Source organism: Chryseolinea soli (assembly GCF_003589925.1).
Lineage (GTDB): Bacteria > Bacteroidota > Bacteroidia > Cytophagales > Cyclobacteriaceae > Chryseolinea > Chryseolinea soli.
In genome coordinates this window covers 6,449,416-6,468,601 of record NZ_CP032382.1, presented here as the reverse complement: position 1 = coordinate 6,468,601, position 19,186 = coordinate 6,449,416, and the positions used below count along the sequence as shown (strand labels likewise).

The window sequence follows — 19,186 nt, the reverse complement described above, 5'->3', positions numbered from 1 at the left end:
TTACTCGAACCTATTCCGAGCACCATTCGAACAACATTGCAAGGGGATTCGAGCAACATTCGAACACCATTCGAGCAACATTGCAACAACAATACGGAGGAAGAGCATCCAGGATGAGGGAACCTGACGGCGTGATGTCCCCGATCCCTCACACCGACTTCCCATTCTTATAATACTCATTCCGTATCGCTTCCAGCAAATCTCCTTCCGAGATCGGACGATCCTCCGAAAGCGCCCGGATGGAAGCAGCCTGGACAATGTTCAAAATCGATGCTCCTGTCAACTCATATTTGCGGGCCAGGGCCGGTAGCGATATGGTTGTGTCATAGGGAATATCCGCCGGCATGGTGTGGTTCCACAGCAAGGTGCTTTCCTGTTCGGTCGGCAAATTGAAGGGCACCACCGTCTGAAACCGGCGGATGAAAGCCTGGTCCATGTTGTTGCGGAAGTTCGTGGCCAGGATGACCAGCCCGGGATGTTCCTCGATCTTTTGCAGCAGGAACGAGACTTCCTGGTTGGCAAACCGGTCGTGGGCCGATTGCACGTTGGTGCGCTTGCCAAAGAGGGCGTCGGCTTCGTCGAAGAAGAGGATCCAGTCCTGGGCTTTGTCGAAGACCAATTGGAGGTTCTTTTCGGTTTCGCCGATATACTTGGAGACGACTAACGACAGGTCTATGCGGTACACGTCGAGACCATACTCTTTGCCCAGCAGGCTTGCCGTCAGCGTCTTGCCGGTGCCCGGGGGGCCGTAGAAGAGGGCGCGGTAGCCGGGTTTGGTGCGCTTGCCCAGGTTTCGGTCGGCGGTCAGCACGGGGTGGTAGGCGAGCCAGTGTTTGATCATTTGCAGCTCGCGCTCGGTTTGGGGTGAGAGCACCACGTCGTCCCACTCCATTTTGGTTTCCAGCAGCGTCGCGGGGAAGTTGCTGCCAAACGTGGGCTTCCATTTTTTTTCGGTCAGGAACTCGGTGATCTTTTCGGGCGACACCAGCAGGCGGCCGCTCATTTCGGGTTCACCCCCTTTCATTTCTTCCAGGGTGACCACGCCGTTTTGGAAAATAGTTTTTCGTGTCGCGCCCTGGCCTGGCGCGTCGAGTGCGTCGCCTTTCAACCACCCGGCGTAGCGCATGCGCGCGTCGATGTTGAGGCCGGCCAGGATGAACAAGGCTGTTTCACCGGTGGGGATGATGCCGCGATAGTTCACACCCTTCACGCCACCGAACTCGGCAAATTCGCCACCCTTGGGGAGATGCTTGCGGATGAGCGCCGTGAAAATGTCGGCGTGCATGTGGGGCGACAGGGCGAGCAGGAGCGTGATGTATTCTTCCACCGTCAGCTTTTGCTCGATGACATAACGCGCAAACAACGAACCATCATCCACGATCGCGAACGTCGGTTGGACAAACGCATCGATTTTTCCGAAGTGATGGTTGAGCCGGGCTTCCACCACGTCGGTGAGGATGGCCACGGAGCGCGAAAGGAACGATTGGCCTTTCGGCGGGTCGCGGTGCTCGCTTTGACCGTTGCTTTCGCTATGGCCGTTGTGCCCATTGCGTTTGGGTTCGGCGGTGAGGGTGAGTTGATCTTTCTTGTTCCAAAACATACGATCGATTTTGAGTGATGTTAGTGCTTACAAAACGATGCCGGTTTGCCCACGCATTCTACAGCAGCGGTGTCGGCGGCCTCGATGGCGTCTTTATAATCATGGAGCGCTTTGTCGAATTTCCGGATGGCGTCATTGTATTCGGCGACCGTCATGCCCACTTTGCCTTCGAACGCTGGCAGGGGATTGTTCTGCACATACCCCATGTAGTCCAACCCATGGCTGCCCTCGTGAAATCTCAACGACGTGTTGCCCGCGGCCTTGTCGGCCTCCGTGGTGCCCCGGCCATACGCCGACGTGACCTTGGTATCGGCCCCAGGACGATATTGCGTGCGGATGGTGATCAAAACCGTTGCGTCGCCCGTTATCGTCGCTATTTTACCTTTTACGATCGTGCGCTTCGGGAGCGACGGTGTCATGTCGAATGAGGTATGGCCCTGCGAGCCCGCTTCGACAGGGCCGCGGGTGTCGCGCTTGATGATGACCGTAACGCCGTTGATCTTGCCTTGCGCACTTTCGACTTCTTTCTTTTTGTCCAGGTTCAGGGTGAAGTCTTCGGGCACGGGCGTGGAGATGTTGGACACATCTTTTTTCTGCACCTCGTCGGGGCCTTTCTGTTGCACGACGTGGGTGAGCTCGTGGGCTAGCAGCCACTTGCCCGCCTCGGTGTGGGGATTGAATTTGTCTTTGTTGAAATACACATCGCCGCCGTGTGTGAAGGCCTGCGCCTGGAGCTGTTCGTTGAGCTGGTGTGCCTCTTCATTCTTATGAATGCGCACCTTGCTAAAGTCAAACCCAAAACTGCTCGACATCTCCGCCTGGGTAGACGGTGGCAGCGATTCGCCACCGCTTTTCGGGATGGCCGGTTTGCCTACGGGGGCGTGGGCGCCGGGTGAAGCTTGTTTGGTGGCGACGTGCTCCTCTTCGTCTTTTCCCTTTTTGTGAATTTTCTTGTCCTCTTCGTCTTTATCTTTTTTGTGGATCTTTTTTTCGTCTTCGTCCTTTTCCTTTTTGTGCATTTTGTCGTCTTCCTCTTTGCCTCTCCGGCTCATCTTCTCATCGTCTTTCGCCACGCGGCTCACCGCCGCATCGGTGGATCTTTTGTGGACGACTTTATCGGCCATATGATCGGCTTCCATTTCCTGGGGGTCGCCCGGTTGGCTCACGTTCAGCTTGGCCTGGATGCCTTCTGCCGGGTGGAAAAAGGTATTGCCTTCGGCATGGTCGTGTTGGGAGCCTTCCGCCTGGATAAAGGTTGGTGTGGCGCGTCCCTCTGCTTTGCGTCTGCGTTTGCGCAGGTATCTTCGAACAGCCATGGTGGTTTAGTTTGTGTTTTTCAGCAATTCTTTTTGCAACAAAAAGTCTCCCGGTTGCCCGAGGTCTTCCCGCATGGCCCACAGGAGTTTCTGCCGGGCGCTGTGGGCGGCAGGCGTATTGAGTCCATCCGAACCCAGCGTCTTTTCGCATTCATAAAAGGCCTTGATCACTTTTGATGACGACAGGAGCACGACGAGGGCTTCCAACTCTTTCAGGTGAACATCGAGTTTCACGGGTTGATCGCCCGGGAAATCATTTTGGATCTCCAGCCAGGCGGTGTTGTATTTTTCGTACAAGGCAAACCGTTTTGCAAATTGGTGTGCCCGCAAGGTCTTGTCTCCGGCGTTGCTGATGGCCAGGGCGACCATGAACGCGGAAGCGAGCGCCACCGCGGCGGCGATGATGAGAATGGACCGGGTGGCGGCGTCCAGCCCGAGGTTTTGTTGTTGCAGCAATCCGTAGCCTTGCCACGTTGCCCATCCCAGCACCGCGAGGGTCATCACGGCCAGGATCATTTGAAGAAGGTTGCGCATAGTCTTGGGGTTATCGTTGTTTTGTTAGTCATTTTATTTTCCTTTATAGAGCTTCACAAATTCATAGGCCGAGGTATTGAATTTTTGGATAATACCTTTTTCCCGGTCGGTAAATTGTTCACGACCCGCTTTGTAGTTTTCCAGGTCGCTATAGGTGCGAATGCCCGTGGCCATGGCACGCACGATCTTATCGGCCATGCCCTGCGTGATAGCGGAGTCGATCGAGCGGATGAGGTCGGTATCGCCGCTGTCCAGGTACACTTCCTCACGTTTGATGCCGACCAGGTCATAGGCCTTGGGCGATTGGTCGATGTTGTTGGGGATCGTTTTACTGATGATCTGCGTTTTGGAATCATTCGTGGGGTTGAGGAGATTGGCTTCGCAATTCAGACCAGTGGGTACATATTGTTCTTCCTCGATGATCTCCTTCACTTTGTCTTTGTCGCCAATGTTGGACTTCTTCACCGCGTTTTTCGCTGCTTCGACGTCGCGTCCATAGGTGGGCGTAACCGTATATTCCACGCGGTTTCCGTTGTCGACGGCGTTTTTGATGTTGTGTTCCACCAGGCTTTCGTGCGTTCCGTTGGCGCTGCGCGTAATGGGGGTCAGGTTGTCGAAGGTGTTACCCGGTCCACCGAGCTTCTGATTTAGCAAATGACCCAGCACGTAGTACGAGCCGGTGCCCGATCCGCTTCTGCGTTGATTGATGACGTTGAACTCTTTCCTGCTCGTGCTGGGCGGGGTGCCCGCGGGCTTGCCTTTTTTAGCAAGGCCTTCGGCGTGCATGCTCTTCGCATAGCGGCTGTCCTGTAGTCCGCCGTAGTTCACCTTGCCGTATGTTCCGGTTTTGCCTTCGAACAACGGGCCCACGAGTTCGGTCAGCTCGTCGAGCAGGTGTTTTATCTTTTGTTCTTTCGCGTCGTCGTCGAGCGTGCTGTCCTTTTCGGCTTTGTGGATCTCGGCGGCTTTTTGGGTGGCATCGTGTTTTTTCTTGGTCAGCTCCTTGCCCTCTTTCGAGGTGGGGTCGTCGATCTTCACGCCTTTGATCCAGGTGGCAAAAGGTTGGGGCTCGCTCGCGATCATGAGTTCGGCGCGCTTCTCGCTGCCGCCGAAAGAAAGATCATGTCCTTCGCCATCTTTCGCCGTGAAGTGTTTGGTCAACCCAAACCAACCCAAAACTTTTCCCACCGCGGCCTTGCCCATGTTGATGATGGAGTCGATCACGTCCAACGCGCCGTTGATGAGGCTGTCGATGGCACTGTCCACCACATTGCGGGCGTCGGTGATGATCTCCTTGATCTTGTCGGCCACATCGCCCAGGATCACTTGCACGGCAAAGCCGACGGCCACGGGTACGGCCTTGTGCAGCAGTTCCTCCAGCAACTCCGAAGCGTGGTCGGTATTGCCCAGGATGATCTCGGCCAATTCATCCATCGCGTTGTTGATGATGTCCAGGATGTCATTGGCATAGTCGATGCCGGCGTGGATGGAATCGTAAACTACGATGATGGTGTTGATGGTGGCGCCGATGCCCAGCGGGTCGGAACTGGTGGCGAGCCGCTTCATGATCTCGGCAGAGACCTTGGCGGTCACCCACGCAATCACACCGTTGATGACGATGTTCTTGATGTCACTCAGTTTCTCTTTGGCCTTGCGCAACAGGCCTTCCGGTCCTTCCTTGATCCACACGGTGATCCATTCCAACGCATCGGTCAGGATATTCTCTATTTGCCGTATGCGTTCCACGCGCTTTTTGCCGATGCGCGGGTTCAACTCCATGCGCTTATACACGTTCTCTTTGTTGATGCCAAACAGGTCGAGGATGTAGCCCAGGATGCTGCCGAGCGTAAAGTCCTTCGGCGGTGCCACGGCCACGGCGCCTTTCACTTTGCCAAACAACCACTCCAGTGCACCGGTGAGGAGGTGTGTGCCTATTTTATCCCAGAAGCGCTTGAAGCCGCCTTTGATCACCTTCCATACGTTGCTCAGGAATTCACCGGGCTTGCTGATGATGTCAGAGAAATTCTTCGCCGCCTTGGCAATGATGGAGGTGATGAGCTTGGGATCGATGCCGATGATGTCGAGCAGGTTCTTAAAGAACGTCCACAAGCCTTTCAGGAACTGGCCGTCCACAAACACTTGCTTCAACACGGTGAGGGCCGCGGTCTTGATCTGGTCCCACTTCTCGGCCAGCACAAGAAAGTCGCTGATGATGGGGATCTTTTTCAGGATCACTTCCGTGAACCATTTCACAATGGGATCGACAATGCACTTGGGCACTTTCTTGAGCGGCCCCAGGATGAAGTCGGAGATGTGATCCACGATGTTGCCCAATACGCCCACGATCTTCTGCAACATGTCGAGCACGGGTTGGATGAAGGTGCGCAGGTTGTCCACACCGGTCACGATCCAATCGAAGATGCCGTTCACTTTGTCGACGGCCCAGTCTTGCAGGCTGTCGACGGTTTTCGGGATCCAGCTCACCAGCGAGGAGAGGGGGCTGAGGAATGAATTCTGCTGGATGCCCGTAACGAAGCCGTTCACCTTGTCGGCGATGTTGTTCACCTGATCGGTCACCCAACTGCCGGCGGCGCGAATGGTGCTTTTCAATTTATCGATGGCGTTGTTGAGGGCGGGCAACAACACTTCGCGCAAGGTGAGTTGTTTGTTGGCCACGGCATCGTCGTCGCCGCCCATGGCGGTGGCCGTCTTGGCCACTTCGTCGAGCCACTTCTTGGCGTCCTCCTGGAACTTGCGTACGGCCTCCAGGTTTACCAACGATTTAACAAAGTCCACCACTTGGCCAATGGGCTCGATGACCGGGCGGAGTTGTTCTTTGATATAATCCCAAGCCTCACCCAGCTTCTTGCCCACCCAGTCGATAAATCCCGGTTCGTCCGATTGACCAAAACCCAGCTTCTTGCAGATCCAGTGCCAGGCGTCCACATACGGTTTGATCACCAGGTCGTAGAATTTGTCCCAGATCCAGCGGCCGAGTTTCTTCAGGTTCTCCCAGACTTCGCCGGCAAAGGCCTTGATCTCTTCGAGGGCGGGCGCGAGGTACGTGTTCCAGATCTTGATGAGCCATTGGCGTATGGGTTCGATGGCCTCCATCAGGTTGTCCCACACGCGGCCGGCAATTTCCGACATCAGCGTCGACAGCAGATCGAGTGCGGCAAACAACGACTTGCAATCGCCCTTGCCCAGGTCGTCGACGATCTTTGGCAGCTGGTCTTTCAGCGTCACAAAGACTTTGATGATGACCATGATCTCGGCGTCGGAGAATCCCAGCCCGCGGAACAGGCCCACAAACAAATCGAACAGGGTTTCCTTGACGTAATTGAGCAGGCCGCCGTTCTTGATTTTTAGATAGAACGACCAGATGGGGGCGGGTAACACCGTTTGCAAGACCGTCTCCGCGCCGCTCTTCAGTTTGTCCCACCACGATTCTTCCTTGGGAGGTTCGGGCTCGGCGTCGCGTTGCACGGTCTGCGAAGCGCCTTGCTGCAGGGTGTGCGTCAACTCATGGGCTAACAGGAATCGGCCTTCGCTGGAATCGGGTTGGTATTTGTTGTCGTTGAAGTAGATATCGTTCTGGTGGGTGAACGCCTGCGCGCCGATCTCGCTGCTGAGGGTCGATGCTTCGGTGCCGGTGTGAATCTTCACACCGCTGAAGTCGGCCTGGAAGGCGCTTTCCATGTTTTGCTGTACGGGTGCCGACAATGAGGAACCCGACCCCGCGGAGTTGAGCCGGGCACTAAATCCGGGGCTGGTCTGCATGCCGCCGTTGGGACTGCGCTGCAAACCGGGCACGGGCTTGGTCTGTACGTCTTCCATGCCCTCTTCCTCCATGCGTTGTATGGCGGCATTGCCTTCGGGGCGCACACCACCGCCGGCGGCAAACGACAAGAGCGGCATGCGCATCACGTGCTCGCCCATTTGATCCGCTTCTTTTTCAAAGGCGTCGTCGGGCGCACCCACTTTTAAGGAGGGCTGCACGACGGCGGTCTGATGTGCCGGCGATGCAGACAAAGCCGGCGCTTCACCGGTTTTATGAGCCGGGCTGGAAGCAGAGAGCAATGCGGGAGATGGCGTTGCAGGCGATTGGGGCGCGCGATGGATATCGGCTTCGGATGCGCATTCCTCGCAGGGTGCGTGTTGACTTTTTTCTCCCGGCGATGCAGCCTGCTCTTCTTTCTCGCACTCGGCACATTTGGTCTGAATATCTTCTTGAGGAGAACGTTGCAAAAAAGTCTGGACGGCGGGTTCATCCGCTTCTGCGTGCGACACGTTTTCGTCTGGCCTTCGCTGAACGGTGGTCTCTTCCTCGCAGGAAGCGCATTTTGCCTGCACCGCTGCGCCGGAAAAAAAATGCGGACCGGGGGCAAACAGCGATTGAATGTCGGGCATGCCCGCTTCTTCCGATTGTTCTTTTGGCTGGAGGGCGTTGCCGATAAACGCGCTTTGTTTTTTCCGGACGTGCCCGTGCCCCGGCTCTTCCCTGCGATAGAGCTTGCCTGCCTTCATGCCCCTAGCGGGCGCTGTAGCCGTACTGCATTCGCTCATGAAACATCGTCTGTTCGTTCTTTCTCACCACTGCACAAACAACAGGCAAGGCATCCACGCGTAGCGAACCACCGAAACCTTGTCGATCAATATATCTTCTGTGCGCTTGTCCACTTCCAACTGCCAGTGGCCATCGGGGCGCTTGTAAAGTCTTCCTTCGCGATTTAGAAATGTGGCCCTGAACCAGCCTGGAGAAAACGTCCGCCCTTTTTTCCAATGGGCCAGGTAGCGATGCAACATCTGGTCGGCGGCAATGCGGTCAACATCGCCGGGGAGCAGGGTGGGGTCGACCGGTTCGTTTTCGGGCCAGGCGCAAAGCACTTTGTTGAGCAGCAGATTGTCTTCACTGCCTTCCAGGTTGCCCGTAGTGATGTAATGCAGCAACCAGATGGCGCGCTGCCGGGCGTTGTCGTCAGTAAATTGTTTGTTAACCACATAGCCCGTCGTTTGCAACAGTTGTCCAAAGACGGCCCATAGCAATACCGTGCCCGCATTTGCAATTTGAAACCCCGACCGCACTTCCGCTTCAAAATCGGGCGTCGAAAGCGCTGCGCGGCGCACGCGTTGTGGCGGTGCATTTTCTTTCGCGGCGGTTTTTCCGGCCGTCAGGGCAACGGTACCGGTATGGGGTTGACTTGGGATAGCGTCGACGGATGTTGGAGGTGTTATTCCGCCTTCTTCGGGGATGTAGGGTGCGAATTCAGGTTCGCGTAATATTTTTTGTAATACAGGATCATCGGTTTGAGATAATCCTTCCAAGCCATGAAATTCTTTCTTGTTGGCATCGCGCAGGCGCTTCAGTACGGAGCGCATACCCTCGGCACCGAGCAGGTAGGACAATCTTTTCCACAGCGTGGTATTCCGACGCCCCAGGGTCATGATCACACGTTCCAGTTTGGGTTGGGGATTTGTTGGAAGGGCTTTCAAGGTCTGTTGAAATTCCGCCAACACCGGTTTCCCATGCTGGAGCGGACAGATCCCGTATTGCAGAAAGAATTGCTGCACGTAATCGATAAACGCTGCGCCCTTCATCACCTTCACCGCGCTGCCCGACGATGTCTTGATCTTCTCCTGGAGCGCTTTGCCAAAAGCTTGTAAGAACTCCTTTTGGAAAACTTTCTCTCCCGACGTATCAAACTGGATTTTCAGCTGAGGGATCTCCACATACTCATCACCGGAAGTGATCTGGTTTAATAGCGATTCAAGCTCTTGAGCGAAACCCTGGGTATGCAATTGATATCCCAACGCTTGTTGATAGTGTGCCACGGCCGCACGCCGTGCGCCCATCACCTCGATGCGCATTCGCCCGATAATATGGTTTTGTTCGTTCATGGATTCACGGGAGCGGGCGGGGGAGTTTTGGCCAGGGTATAAACCGCCGGCGCACCAGCCGGTGGGGTGCAACACATAAACCGATAGGGCAGCACAAAATCTGCGACCACGCAAAGCGGCGGTATTTCCGGCGTGGTATCTTTCTTGCACTCCTGCAATTCAATTTGTTCGCCCGCGTTATGAAAGCCATCGCTCGGGGGCTCGTCTCTTTCGACGGCGTTCACAAAAAATAAAACCAATGTATGCCCTTGTGGCAAGGCCGGGCGATGTTCTAATCCACAGAAATTTTCCAGGCCTAGCAACGTTTCTCCGCCGGGCAGCCCAATGGCAATCACGTCGACGCACAGGTTGTATTTTTCGAGGTACTCGAATAATCCATACGTGTTGAAGATAAAGGTGTGATCGACATCATTCGGAGTGAGAATTTTTCCGATGTGACCTTCCGGCCGCAGGAAAGGATAGGGTTCAATATCAAAAGCCAGTGGCCAGATCACCTCCAGGCGCGTTGTGTAACAATCATTCACCGGGTCGGTCGATGCTTTTGAGGGATCGCCGGGATAGGCGTTGTAGGAGAGGTGCGTATCGATGCGGCGCAGCACGGTCGTTTCATAATCCCAGAATTGATGGACAGAATAGATGCTGTTGCTGTCGATGGGATAATAATACGGGATGGCGCGTTTGCCCAAGGGCGACAAGCTGCCGCGCGTGGGTGTGAACTTGATGGGGAGTTTGTTGTCGCCGGCTGTGTTGTCCTGACTATTGAAATATTCCCAATAGTCCGTCGAATCGAGTTGCTCTTCGATGCCTTGATCGTCCGAAGGGCTTTCCACCACTTTGTTGAGGTGAAGAAACGGTAGATCGAATGTGCGGATCATCATGAGCAAACGCCAATGCAAGCATCGTACTTCACGGATCGTGCGATCCGTATCTGCCGCCGAGGCCAGGTCGCGAAAGATCAGCGGCTGATAAGTCGACCGGCTTCCCATCACCGGTCCCAGCAAAAGTATTTCGCCTGCCGGTCCTTCCGGGTCGACCGCATCGTTTTTGCAAGGGCATCCGCTTCGGAACCCATTCAACTTCGACACCAATTCGTTGTAGGCCGTGGTGAGGTCGCGCAGCCAGTCGTAGATGTATTGAATATTGTAGAGGTGCTCGCCTTCCTCGTAGAACATTTTTACTTTCAGCAAAAGAAATTTGCGATACCGCTCCAGGTAGTCTTTGCCTTTGTGCGAAAGCACGGGCCCGAAGGCGCGATGAAGATTTTTTAGCGCGTCGCGAAAGACCAGGAGGTAGTCGTCGATGATCGCTTTGTATTCGAAAAAGATTTGTGCGTAGGTGGTTACGGGCAAGAACGGGTTTCGGATGTTATCATCTTTCAGCCCCTTGGGAATATCCAGGTAGGCGAGGCCCTTGTACCCAAACCGGGGAACAAACAGCACCGGAAGTTTCAACAATGGGCGGAGAAACTCGTCCACGGTGACCACGTCCACTTCTTTGCGGGTCAGCGGCCGGGTGAACAATCCTTGGCCGTCGGCAGGGGAGGCGCCGCCGATCTTGAAGGCCTCGGCCAACGCATTGCGCGACACCAGCACCCAATAGTAGGCGGTCGTTTGTTTTTCATTGTCTTTGAAGGCCAGCACCACCAGCACGTTGTTCCACATCAGGTTGTGTTTGGGAACATCGCCCGGGTGTTGTTGCTTGAGCGAGTCGATGGTTTGCTGATCGGCTGTGTCATCGGCCAGCTGCCAGAACTCCAGGGTGTCGTCGGCCGTTTCTTTCAGTTGCAGGTAGGCGATCATGTAGGCCTTCACCTGGGCGTTCATGTTGGCCGGCTTCACATAGTAGCGGAAGTGCTGTTTGGGGGAATGATACAGCGCGCCCCCGGTAAAAATGAGCGTTCCTTCATCCACTTCGATAGAACAGTCGGGTGCCACGTGAACTTCGGCACCACAAACTACGCCGTAGCCGGAAAGGCAGGTGTCGGTTTCTTGTGTCATGGTCTGTTATAGTTTAACCCTGAATAATTTGATCTTCTTGCCAGCCGTTCATCAATTGCACCAGGTCGTTGGTGGCCTGCGCCAGGCCATCCTGTTTCTCGGAACACAAACAGCGGAGCCATTCGTGATACACTTTTTCAAACTGGAACATACCTTCCCGCGTCACACTGCAGAAGCGCACTTCCAACTGCGCCGGCATTTCACGCAGCACGGTTTGAACAAAAGCCTGCCTCCGCGCTTCATCGCTGAAGCGCCCGCTCCAGCCGGGAATGACCACCGTGACCCAGAACGAATACGGGTCCAACCATTCCAAATTTTCCAGACAGCAGAGCATCGGTTTTAACAATTGCGTATAGGCATCGTTGCGGGGGCGCAACAGGATGTGCTCCAACAGGTGGAAGCCATCTTCTTCGCAATTGCGCGAAGCGAGGTCCTGGATGTATTGCAGGCGTTTTTCAATTTCTTCCGGATCGGCCTTTGGCTCCAGCATCAGGGCGTTGTCGGTCGTGCGGGCTGTGGGCTCCACGCCAACCCAGAAGCCCACCCGTCCGTCGACGTGGCCGTAGTTGTTTTTGTCCACAGCCATATTCAAAAAGTCTGCGCTGGCATTCTCTGCGCCCTGCGAAGAACTGAAGGCCATGGTGCTCACCAGCAGCCGGGAAGTGCTTTGGTCGTCTTTGCGGATGTAGAACTCGTAGCGTGTGCGCCCGGTGGTGTGGCTGCCGGGCGTTGTCCGGGGGCCTACTTCCACCACGAAGCCCGGTTCGCAGGTGAGCGTGTGGCGCGTAAAGTCGTCGATGCCCAGTTTCACACACACCAGCTTCTTCACGCCTTCCACGGCATCGGTGTTCCAATAGCGCGGCGGTTCCTTGGCGTTGAAACGATAATTGAAACCTTCTGCACGTGACGCGGCCAGCGAGGGCATGAGCGAAAGGAAACGTTGCTTGTCTTTGATGCTTTCCTCCAAACCGGCATTGGCTTCCCAATCGCTGGTGTTGTCGAGGGGCCGCTCGATGCGGAAAAGCTGGAGCGCATAGTCCGTGAACTGTTCGCCAAAACGGGCCAGCAGGTGATCCAGCAATTGATCCTGGAACATGTTTCGCGCCGTCGGATTTCCTTCCGACAGTTGCTGCAGGATCTTGATATACGGATCGTCGGCGCCCGGCACAAAATTATCCCACGACATATCCACCGCATAATCCAACAAAACTTCCCGTATGAACGGAATGGTGAACAACGGTTGATAAGGGTCGGTTTTGGTCGGGGTCACCGACAACAGGTTTTTCACACTGGCCAGGTGCGAGAGCGCATTCGCCAGCAATTGATCATAAAACAGCAGGTAGCCTTTGAGTTGTTTCACTTCGCCCTGGCGCAACTCGCTTTCCTTTCGCGAAATGCCGGTGTTGCCCACTTTATAGGTGCGGGGAAGATCCTCCTGCACACTGGTGTAGTCGGTGAGATCGGAAATGATGCGGCCTTGCGGAACAGGCAGGTCGAGGGTACCTTTCCGGTTCAACTTGGTGGTGCTTTCGGGGTGCGATTCGATATACTCAATGAGTTTTTCGGCCTTGAGCGGGATCTCCACGCCGTGCGAGCTGACCGTAAGTTCGGAGCATTCCAGTTTCAACTGAGGAAGACACCGGCATTCGAACGAAAGACACCAGTCGGGTTTTTCCGGTTTGTCCATGCCGCATTTGTAGATCTCAAGCCGGTCGATCTGGAGCACGCCTTCCACGGCGGCCACTACCTGGTAGAGATCCGAGCGATAAACCGTTTGACGCGGTTGGGCGAGGAGCAGTTCCTTTTCTTCTATAAACCCATGCTTCAACAGCGGTCCGTTATAGACGGGATCGGCGTCGTATTGTTTTTCGGCGGCCAGGAATACATCGTCGTAATAATCTTCCAGGGCGGTCTCATCCCAAACCTTCGCCAGTTCTTTTTTCAGGTTGGTGTCGCCAATAATTTTTTTGTTCAGCAAGGGGCTTAAGGCATCGATCAGATCTTGCGGGAGATTGGCGCCCTGAAGGGCGATAAAGCTGTCGACGGTCAATGTGAACGCGGCGTGGCGGTTCATCATTTCCTCCAGGCTGTAGAACCGGATGTCCGGCGACAAATAATGTTGGATGCAATGATATATTTGTGCCATCACTTCCAGCGTATCCCATTCCGGGTCGATGGCCACGGACAAACGGATACCCATGTCGATGTATTCGACAATGTGAACTTCGGGGTGGATATCTTCACACAGATTCCGGTGGCGGTGCATTTTCCGGAGCGCAATTTCTTTGATGTCTGCCTCGTCGCCGGCACGGTCGGGCTCCAACTGAAGCGTGACGGAATAGATACCTTGTGGAATAAAAATGTTGTAGCTATTCGCATCGGTAGGATCGCCGACCGCGCGAACCTGTAAACTTCCAGCGAACAGCAAGGTAAGCAACGTCTCTCCAAAGACGAAGTCGCTAATTTCTGGAGGACCGGCTTTAACGAAATCAACTAAAAGTTGCAGGGCTTCGAGAAGCTTGGAGTCATCGGCTTTCTTTAGGCCAAGCGTTGCGAGTTGTATGCGCATCAACGCTAGCTTTTCGGTATCGTCCGCTGAGGAGAGCTGGTCGGAGAGAAAGGTTATCCATTCGGGATAATAGCGGTCGAGGAAATAGAGCAGGATCGCTTTTCTCAAATTTTCAGCTAAAGCGCTGGTGTTGCCGGATAAATCAACTTTATTTAAGAGTGATTTTTTGAATGCCATTTTTTTACTTTCGCGATCTTTCTCCGGCTGACATTCATTTATTTCTCTAATGAACAGGGGTATTCCCTTTTCGATGATCGCTATGAGCGCGTTCAGGGAATTTTCGATATCACCGGCATTGGCATCAATTTTTTCAAAGTAAGGCGAAAGTGTATCGATGAACAGCTTGACGTTGATCTGAAATTGAAACCACACCTCTGCATCGTGCATTTGTTCCACCCACGCATTCTTGACACCGGGAATGTCGATGAGTATTTTCCGATAGTCCAGCGCGGTCACCGGACCACACGGCAACATTTCCACGGCCGTGAAAAACGATTTGCCCTCGGCTTGTGCAAAGAGGTCGGCTGCATTCATATTGCAGCGGTAGCCCACATCGGTGATGGCATAGCACAACGCTTCCAGGAACGTGATGCCAGGGTCGTGCAGGTTGTAGTCCGTCCAGATGTCGGAGGTCAATTGCTCGATGTGCCGCATGCCTTCGCGGCGGAGAAAGAGCCAGTCCATCGAGGGTGGATACTGGGGGTTCTGGGGTATGGTCAGAGAGGTGCTCATGCGTCAGGATTTCAAGGGTTAGGTTTGGTCACTTCAAACGTGGTGAATCGACCAGGGCTTAGGGCCACGCTCACTTTCAGACGCTGGATCAGCCGGCCGTCTTTTATTTTTTCGATCTTATAGGCGTCGGTTGCTTCGACTCCGTTTTCAGGATTGGCTACCGTTTTCCCTTTCAGGTCGCCGCGTTCCACCATTTCATTCAGTGTTGTGTGAAGCTCACGGAACGCGGTGCTGGCGTCTGCGTTTCTCCAGCTCCTGACCACGCTTTTTGTCAAGTCATCAATCCTCCTCCGGTCTTCGGTGGAAAGATCGCCAGGTTGCACCACGACTCCATCGGGTGGAGCAGGGGGTGCCACCACGGGCTCCTGATCTTCTGCGCAAGCTTCACAAGCGCACTTCTCATGGGTAGCCACGACGTTGATCACGTGATCGATCACGTTGGGGTTGTCTTCGTTCAGCTTGTCCAGGTAGGTGGTCAACACCGATGCTGCCGTGAAGGGAACAACCTGGTCGGCCGCGTTGGGAATTTCCCAATCCACATTGTCTTCGAATTGTTCTGCGATCTGCTGCGAACTGAAATGTTTTAGCCGCAGACTTAGGATGACGTCGACATAAGTCAGGTTTTCCAGGAATTGCAGCAGCCGCGTCACGCTGATGGGCACGCCGAAAAGCAAGGGCTTGTTGTCGTGTGCCCACGGCGCCAGGAAGGTTTTCAGTGCTTCGTTCAGTTCCTTTGTGTAATACGGAATATCCAATCCTTCGCGGAAGCGGACACACAACCGCAGGCGCACGGGCTCGAAGCGGGCGTTGATCACTTCGAGGTGGTTGTGATTGTGATCGCATTGGCAATCGTCCTCACAACAACAAAATCCCGGATCGCCATAGCCGCTCACAAAATAGCTGTTGCGGGTGCTCACAAACTTGTTGATCCGCGTAAGCTCACCGGCGTTGAACGTGGGATGATAGATGCCATTGGCGACCATTTTATTGGGGAACGGGATCACGGCCAGCGTGACATAGCCCGGCCGTGCGGTATAGATCCTGCGGGTGTGCGTCAGGCATTTGATCACCGACACTTCGGGGAATGCCTCCAGCACCAGCCGCTCATAATCCCACAAGGTGACGGCCCGGTTCCGGTGACGAAGCCGTTCGTGAACGCGGCGCCAGTAACCATACTTGTCGTCCTTCTCCGAGCGTCTGCCCTGGAAGGAGACATACGGTTGTTGAACGGTCTTCACGTTCACATCGCGAAAGCGCAGCGCGGCGATGGTGCCGGGCAACAGTCCGGCGTCGAGGTGCTCTTCGGTGTTGTCGTTGTCTTCGAAGAGGGCCTCGGCGGCGTGTACGCGGATGTCGATGAGGTGGGGCAGGGCGTCGACAAACACTTGGTCATCCGGTATTTCTGTAGCGGACACGCGAAGCCAGTAAAGGTCTTTGCGTCCATCCTTGCCCACGATCGCCGTGTTGTTGTTGGTGATATCATCCGGTATTTGGAAGAGAATAATGCCGGTTTGCTCCAGACCCTCCGTGGTATCTTTCAAAATGAATTGCGGCGGTATTTCCTGCCAGTGCTCTTTGGTCAGGTACGACCACGTCACCACCGGCGGATAGTGATCGGGATTGCTGGTGCCGTCGGCCATTTGAAAAAGAACCGACAGGGTTTGGTTGGGCACCAGGTTTTCAAAACCGAGGAACAGGTTGCCGTTGGCATCGTCGGGCGTGACGTTCTTTTGGGCGTCGTCCAACATTTTCTCGCCCAGCACGGGTTTCAATGCGGGCTGCTTGATTTCTGGAATCGGCCGCAAGGCCCTGTTGGATTCCCCGCTGGCATTCCAATTGCCCAGCGAGCTGAAGTAATCGATGTGGTGCAGCCGTGTGGACCGGTCCGGAGCGCCAGCTAGTGGAATTTGGACGGGGACAGATTGATAACGTAAGAATAGGTCGGAAGCCCGTAGGACTACTGCGGGCACATCCTGAGGCAAGGTCAGGTCAAATTCAATACCGGACCAGCCGTTTCTATTATTTTTTAAAGCGTTGAAGTCGAACGCATCCGGTATGCTCAGCGTCCCCGTCCCTTCGGTATAATCCGGCAAGCCGCCGGCTGCATTGGGATTCTGCCGAGTTCCGTTGAGCACCATGACCGCATCAGTGGTCAGATTATTGGCGCTTTGATTTTCGATCTCCAGCAGGTTGATCTTCTTATAGAAGATCTCGGGGATCTTTATGGCCATGAACTGACCGTTTCCTGGTTTTATCAGGATGTTGGCTCCCGAGTCGATATTGCCATCACTATTTTCAAAGAACATCAGGTCAGGCGTTCCCTTTTGCAAATTCGAGAGCGTTCCATTCGCGGTCGTGGAGATCAAAATGGAGGTTATCGCCGGCGCTATCCTTCCTTCTTTCGAACGGAATCGAAGAAACGGTGGCAGGTCATCGTCAACGGGAAGCACCGAGGGGAAATCGTCAAAAAGCTTGATGTGGTACACGGTAAGACTTTCGCGCGCAATGATGCTCAAACCACTATAGTCCTCCGCGGTGTTGGTGGGCTGAGACGGGACGAATCCTACGGCACCCTCCGAGTCGATTTCGGACATCGTGCCAAAGGTTAATGGGACCAGCCCTTTCTCCGTGGACAACTCCACAATAAAATCATCGAGGATAGAGTAGTCGGCTGACGGCGGATTGGTTTGGGAGAACGAAAAGGTGAGTTCAACGTCGCGGTCAAAGCCTGTGTTCATCCAAAGTTCCGCGCTGCTCACGCTAAACCCCGAAAAGTATTCCAGCTTTTTCAACCAGGTCTGATACTTCTCTCTTTCTTCCCGGAAGGCCGCCGGCAACACTTCTCTTTTCCGGGCCAGTTTTTGCAACTGACTCAACTTATACACCACCCGTTCATACACCGGCATACCCGAAAGGGCACTCCAATTCTTGGTACCCTCCGGCCACGCTTCTTCAAAACCATCGCGCTTGTCGGCCGCTGGCAAATAAATGCCGAATTGGGATTGGGCTTGCGTGGTGGCGTCAATGGTTTTGATCACATACAGATTCTGTTGCTCGATCAATTTTGCATTGGAGATCACCAATTCATCCTCCAACGCATACATCATGGGCTTCCCGGCCTTGTCCACGTTGGCTTTCAATTCGGTGCCGGCGGGAATTTTATAACGCACCAGGTTGGCGGCGATCTCGAACACCACATGCACCTTGTCCGGCACCAAACGTCGTCTCTCCAGGCGCAACACGTCGTGATAGAAAAACATGAGGTGTTTCTCCAGCAAGCCGTTCAGGTCCGATTGGATGTATTTAAAAAGCTGGAGAAAGGTAATGAACAGGGCAACGTGTGGTTGATGATCGTGCCGGATGCGCAGCGCGGTTTGAAACGCTTTTTTCACTTTTCCCAGGATGACCGTCAGCGCCTTATAGAAGATCAGGAACAACTTCCACAGTTCTTCGATATACTCGTAAGGCAGCACAAAGTTGATGCATTCAAACGCTGCGTTGTTGGGCATGCCCCAACTGTCGGAACATGCGCCGCCGCCGATAAACATGCCGTACTTTTGGATCGCTTGCGGATCGATGGCCTTGTGAAAAGAGATGAGCCGGCACAGGGGATCTTTTAGTGTGCCCGCAATGAGATTGCAGATGTCGGTTTTCAGCGGATGAGTGGGTGGAACTTTCTGACAGATGTTTTGGATCAGGAGGGCCAGCCCATAAATGCCATACTCCGGGTTAGTCACCAGGTCGTCGATCACGGCGTTGGGAGTGACGTTGGCGCCTTGCTCTTGTTTTCTTTTCAGCTTATAATATTCCAGTTCGCGGGCGCGATAATTTGTGCGCGGCCCTTCCAGGTCGGTGGCCGCGAGAATAGCGAGCAGACTGGTGAGATCGTACTCCCAGAAGGGAAGCCAGTCGCCGCCGTCCTGGTTGGCGTCGTTCCAGTAGCGCACGTGTTTGGATAGGGTTCCGGCAAAGGCGATCAGTTGCTCGATGGAGCGATCGTCTATTTTCAGTTGCCCGGGGATGAGACTCAGCAACAAGCGGTCGCGCTGCTGCGTGCCGCTGTGCACGAGGGAATGGGACAGGGTGTTGCAGTGTAGGATCATAATTCAACGTTTGTGCCTTCTTGCTTGTAGAAAGGATACACACGGTTGAACCGCGTGTTGGTGCTTCGCACGATGTAGTCCAGGACGATCTCCAGGGTGCCTTCCAACTGGCCGGTCACGATGGAAAGCGTTTGCAGCTTGATGCGCGGTTCGTTCTGGGCAATGTTCTTGCGGATGAGGTCTTCGAGGTAGGTGAGGAACGACACGTTCAGCGACGTGAACACATAGTCCTCGGGATTGCAGCCATACGTCGGCTGTAGTACGCGTTCGCGGATACTGGTGCTGAACAGTATCTGCAGGCTCTGCCAGATATCTTCTTCATACTGCACCATCTCGGCTGTGCCCGTGGCGCGATCGAAGTGTGGCGGAAATGCCCATCCCTTTCCAAGAAAAGCTTTTTGTTCCGTTTGCTGGTTGTTGAATAAATAGTCCATAGC

At 54.5% G+C, this 19,186-nt stretch carries 9 protein-coding genes; all 9 read right to left on the bottom strand.

Annotated features, from left to right (window positions below; all coding sequences use genetic code 11):
• Positions 1 to 148 precede the first annotated feature (148 nt).
• From D4L85_RS27000 to D4L85_RS26960, 9 genes are read right to left on the bottom strand one after another with little or no spacing between them, the layout of a single operon-like run.
• Entirely contained in the window at positions 149 to 1,600 is a 1,452-nt protein-coding gene (locus tag D4L85_RS27000) for an ATP-binding protein (protein ID WP_119757228.1), read from the bottom strand.
• A 20-nt stretch (positions 1,601 to 1,620) separates the two neighbouring features.
• On the bottom strand, positions 1,621 to 2,916 hold the full coding sequence (locus tag D4L85_RS26995; protein ID WP_119757227.1) for an eCIS core domain-containing protein: 1,296 nt from the start codon (positions 2,914 to 2,916) through the stop codon (positions 1,621 to 1,623).
• A gap of 6 nt (positions 2,917 to 2,922) precedes the next feature.
• Entirely contained in the window at positions 2,923 to 3,450 is a 528-nt protein-coding gene (locus D4L85_RS26990) for a hypothetical protein (RefSeq protein ID WP_160144027.1), read from the bottom strand.
• A gap of 33 nt (positions 3,451 to 3,483) precedes the next feature.
• Positions 3,484 to 8,016: an eCIS core domain-containing protein gene (locus D4L85_RS26985; RefSeq protein WP_228450645.1), complete on the bottom strand. Its 4,533-nt coding sequence runs from the start codon at positions 8,014 to 8,016 to the stop codon at positions 3,484 to 3,486.
• A gap of 24 nt (positions 8,017 to 8,040) precedes the next feature.
• The gene (locus tag D4L85_RS26980; protein WP_160144026.1) at positions 8,041 to 9,348 is read right to left on the bottom strand and encodes a contractile injection system tape measure protein; all 1,308 of its coding nucleotides are present in this window, start codon (positions 9,346 to 9,348) and stop codon (positions 8,041 to 8,043) included.
• A complete protein-coding gene (locus D4L85_RS26975; RefSeq protein ID WP_119757224.1) occupies positions 9,345 to 11,345 on the bottom strand; it encodes a hypothetical protein in 2,001 nt (666 codons plus the stop codon). Before D4L85_RS26975 ends, D4L85_RS26980 begins: the two co-directional genes overlap by 4 nt.
• A gap of 13 nt (positions 11,346 to 11,358) precedes the next feature.
• Positions 11,359 to 14,646 (bottom strand): hypothetical protein, encoded by a 3,288-nt coding sequence (locus tag D4L85_RS26970; RefSeq protein ID WP_119757223.1) that lies wholly within the window; start codon positions 14,644 to 14,646, stop codon positions 11,359 to 11,361.
• A gap of 11 nt (positions 14,647 to 14,657) precedes the next feature.
• Positions 14,658 to 18,749: a hypothetical protein gene (locus D4L85_RS26965; protein WP_119757222.1), complete on the bottom strand. Its 4,092-nt coding sequence runs from the start codon at positions 18,747 to 18,749 to the stop codon at positions 14,658 to 14,660.
• Positions 18,746 to 19,183, bottom strand: coding sequence for a GPW/gp25 family protein (locus D4L85_RS26960; protein ID WP_119757221.1), 438 nt, complete (start codon positions 19,181 to 19,183; stop codon positions 18,746 to 18,748). Before D4L85_RS26960 ends, D4L85_RS26965 begins: the two co-directional genes overlap by 4 nt.
• Positions 19,184 to 19,186 lie beyond the last annotated feature (3 nt).

Coding starts and splice junctions, on each gene's coding strand:
- D4L85_RS27000 (WP_119757228.1), bottom strand. CDS start 1,600: ATGTTTTGGAACAAGAAAGATCAACTCACCCTCACCGCCGAACCCAAA.
- D4L85_RS26995 (WP_119757227.1), bottom strand. CDS start 2,916: ATGGCTGTTCGAAGATACCTGCGCAAACGCAGACGCAAAGCAGAGGGA.
- D4L85_RS26990 (WP_160144027.1), bottom strand. CDS start 3,450: ATGCGCAACCTTCTTCAAATGATCCTGGCCGTGATGACCCTCGCGGTG.
- D4L85_RS26985 (WP_228450645.1), bottom strand. CDS start 8,016: ATGAGCGAATGCAGTACGGCTACAGCGCCCGCTAGGGGCATGAAGGCA.
- D4L85_RS26980 (WP_160144026.1), bottom strand. CDS start 9,348: ATGAACGAACAAAACCATATTATCGGGCGAATGCGCATCGAGGTGATG.
- D4L85_RS26975 (WP_119757224.1), bottom strand. CDS start 11,345: ATGACACAAGAAACCGACACCTGCCTTTCCGGCTACGGCGTAGTTTGT.
- D4L85_RS26970 (WP_119757223.1), bottom strand. CDS start 14,646: ATGAGCACCTCTCTGACCATACCCCAGAACCCCCAGTATCCACCCTCG.
- D4L85_RS26965 (WP_119757222.1), bottom strand. CDS start 18,749: ATGATCCTACACTGCAACACCCTGTCCCATTCCCTCGTGCACAGCGGC.
- D4L85_RS26960 (WP_119757221.1), bottom strand. CDS start 19,183: ATGGACTATTTATTCAACAACCAGCAAACGGAACAAAAAGCTTTTCTT.